Annotated in this window: 3 protein-coding genes; all 3 read left to right on the forward strand. The window is 41.8% G+C overall.

Annotation, left to right across the window (positions count from 1 at the left end):
* Positions 1 to 318: 318 nt before the first annotated feature.
* Entirely contained in the window at positions 319 to 1,128 is an 810-nt protein-coding gene (locus tag IAQ59_RS21780; protein WP_209332968.1) for a hypothetical protein, read from the forward strand.
* 4 nt (positions 1,129 to 1,132) lie between these two features.
* The gene (locus tag IAQ59_RS21785; RefSeq protein WP_209332969.1) at positions 1,133 to 1,807 is read left to right on the forward strand and encodes a hypothetical protein; all 675 of its coding nucleotides are present in this window, start codon (positions 1,133 to 1,135) and stop codon (positions 1,805 to 1,807) included.
* 147 nt (positions 1,808 to 1,954) lie between these two features.
* A partial coding sequence (locus tag IAQ59_RS21790; protein ID WP_280868345.1) for an RHS repeat-associated core domain-containing protein occupies positions 1,955 to 2,311 on the forward strand: 357 nt, incomplete at its 3' end.

Consider the following 2,311-nt stretch of genomic DNA (forward strand, 5'->3'; position numbering starts at 1 on the left):
TGCTCAATACGCTGGAGTTTTACCAAGGCTAAAACCTGATAAATTCCAGCTTCAAGCAGATCGGGAAGGAAGCCGCCGAAGATGGTTCGGATATCAGCCACCAATACCTGAATGTCGGCCCAATGACGATATCAGAACCGGGATATGTGTATATTTATCCCCTTGGTCGCCATGGTACCTGGCCTTAGCCACTACCATTTTGGGTTCAACAACCCCGTACGCTAAAGTGACCCGATGGGATTGATGGGAGATGATGCAGGAACGTGGGGTACGGGGAATACCTATGCATCAAACTACTCCCAGAATCCGTTTGACCTTATGCCAAAGGCTGGCGGATTTACCGGCCCGGGTTCGGGGAATCACTGGTCTGATGGAATTGGGAATTCAGATTGGTCCATGTGGGGAGGTAGCCAAATGTACAAAGATGGGTTGGCAAGTGGAGCCATTGAATATGGAGGTAAATTTTACAATATCGATGGAGATGGAAAACGGGGGGATCCATATGAAGAGAGAAATGGGATGCTCGGCTATTGGGTGGATTCACCAATGGATATCCGAGACTATGTACTTATGAATAATAAGTTGTTTAAAACCACTACACCGGGAGTAATGTCAACATTTTATAGCGTTGGAGGGCAAAATTGGGGGATGCAACATGCGAGTATCTTAAGTGGAGATTACACACTGAAGGATATTGTTAATTATGGTATGGCAGGGGCTGGTTATGTTTTAGGAGGAACCGAAGCGCACCTTCGAGGTGTAAAAGCAAGTTATGCTGCAAAGGGAACGAAAACAGCTCAGCGATTCATTATAAAGGTGATGAATCCAAGTATTGAAAAAATTGCAAGGACTTCTAAGGGTTTAGGTGTTGCAGGAGTATTACTAAATGGGACAATAACTGGTGTTAACTGGTATAATGGGCAGGACGTAACTGCAAGTCAAGTAGCTGATTTCGCTATTGGTGTTGGTCTCATTACAGCCGGAGGTCTTGCTATTATGTCTGCTCCAGTTGCGCTAGTTGCGGTTGGAACATATGGGGTATTGGATGCTGTAGGATTATTTGATGGTATTAAAGAGTCACTAGGTGGGAATAAGGTTGTATTCGGAGGCTATAGACCAGGTAATTAGTAAAATGAGAAAGTACGAATATAAATTGGTTCATATTCCTAGAGTCCTTTATACTCTACGACTATTGGTTATACTTATTACAGCTCTTTTATTGCCGTTTTTGGCATTAGTGATCATTCAAGTTCAGGCAAATTTAATCTTAATTATTTCCTTCTCTTTTGGGATAGCATTTCTTTTATTCAAGCTTTCAGAAGGGCTTGTTAGAAATGATTTACATGTAGTAATAAATAGAGATATATTTACTTTTGAAGAAACCTCATCAATAACGAAAAAAAAAAGAAAAAAAGAAATTCGCTGGAACAACCTTAAATCTTATATTTTCGAGACCACGCAGTATTATCATATTTTGAAACTTTACACTACAAACGGTGAGAAAATCATGCTAACCCTTGATCATAATAGTCAACATTTTTCACGCTTTGAGAATGACTTTCATGATATAGTCTCTTCTATTAATAAACAAGGGAATTCTGATATATCTTTAAAGCCACCAATATATGAAACCAAAACAGGTCTGGTCATTGCTGTGGCGCTGGGATTATTGATGATCGGATGGCCTCTTGCTACCTGGTTTAGTGGTAAAAATTTCCAAATCGGATTGGCATTAATTTTTTATTCAGGGGCAGGCTTTTTTATCTATATGGTGTACCGCTATCGACGACACAAAGTGACTGAATAATTTAATTCTTCCGCACTGGGTGTAGAATGCTCTACACCGGTTTTTGACAGAGAGTACAAGCCGATAAATTCCAGCTTCAAGCAAATCAGTAAGGAAGCCGCGGAGGATGGATCGGATATCAGCCACCAATACCTAAATGTCGGCCCGATGACTGTAACAGAACCCGGATATGTGTATATTTACGTCTCCAATGAAAATGGAGATCCCGTGGAAGTCTTTTTTGACGATTTCAGTGTACACCTTACGGGTACGGATATCGTACAGAAGGATGATTATTATCCTTTTGGGGGAAGCTTTAATGCCTATACCGACTTGGGTACACCGCAACAGGATTACCTTTACAACGGGGTGAGTCTAAATGAAACCACGCAGCTCTATGAAACGGCCTTCAGGACCTACGATCCGTATCTGGGCAGGTTCAATCATATAGATCCCCTGACCGCCATGGTGCCTGGCTTAAGCCCCTACCATTTTGGGTTTAACAACCCGGTACGGTACAGTGAC

The sequence above is a fragment of the Lunatimonas salinarum genome, assembly GCF_017811155.1.
In the GTDB taxonomy this organism is placed as follows: domain Bacteria; phylum Bacteroidota; class Bacteroidia; order Cytophagales; family Cyclobacteriaceae; genus Lunatimonas; species Lunatimonas salinarum.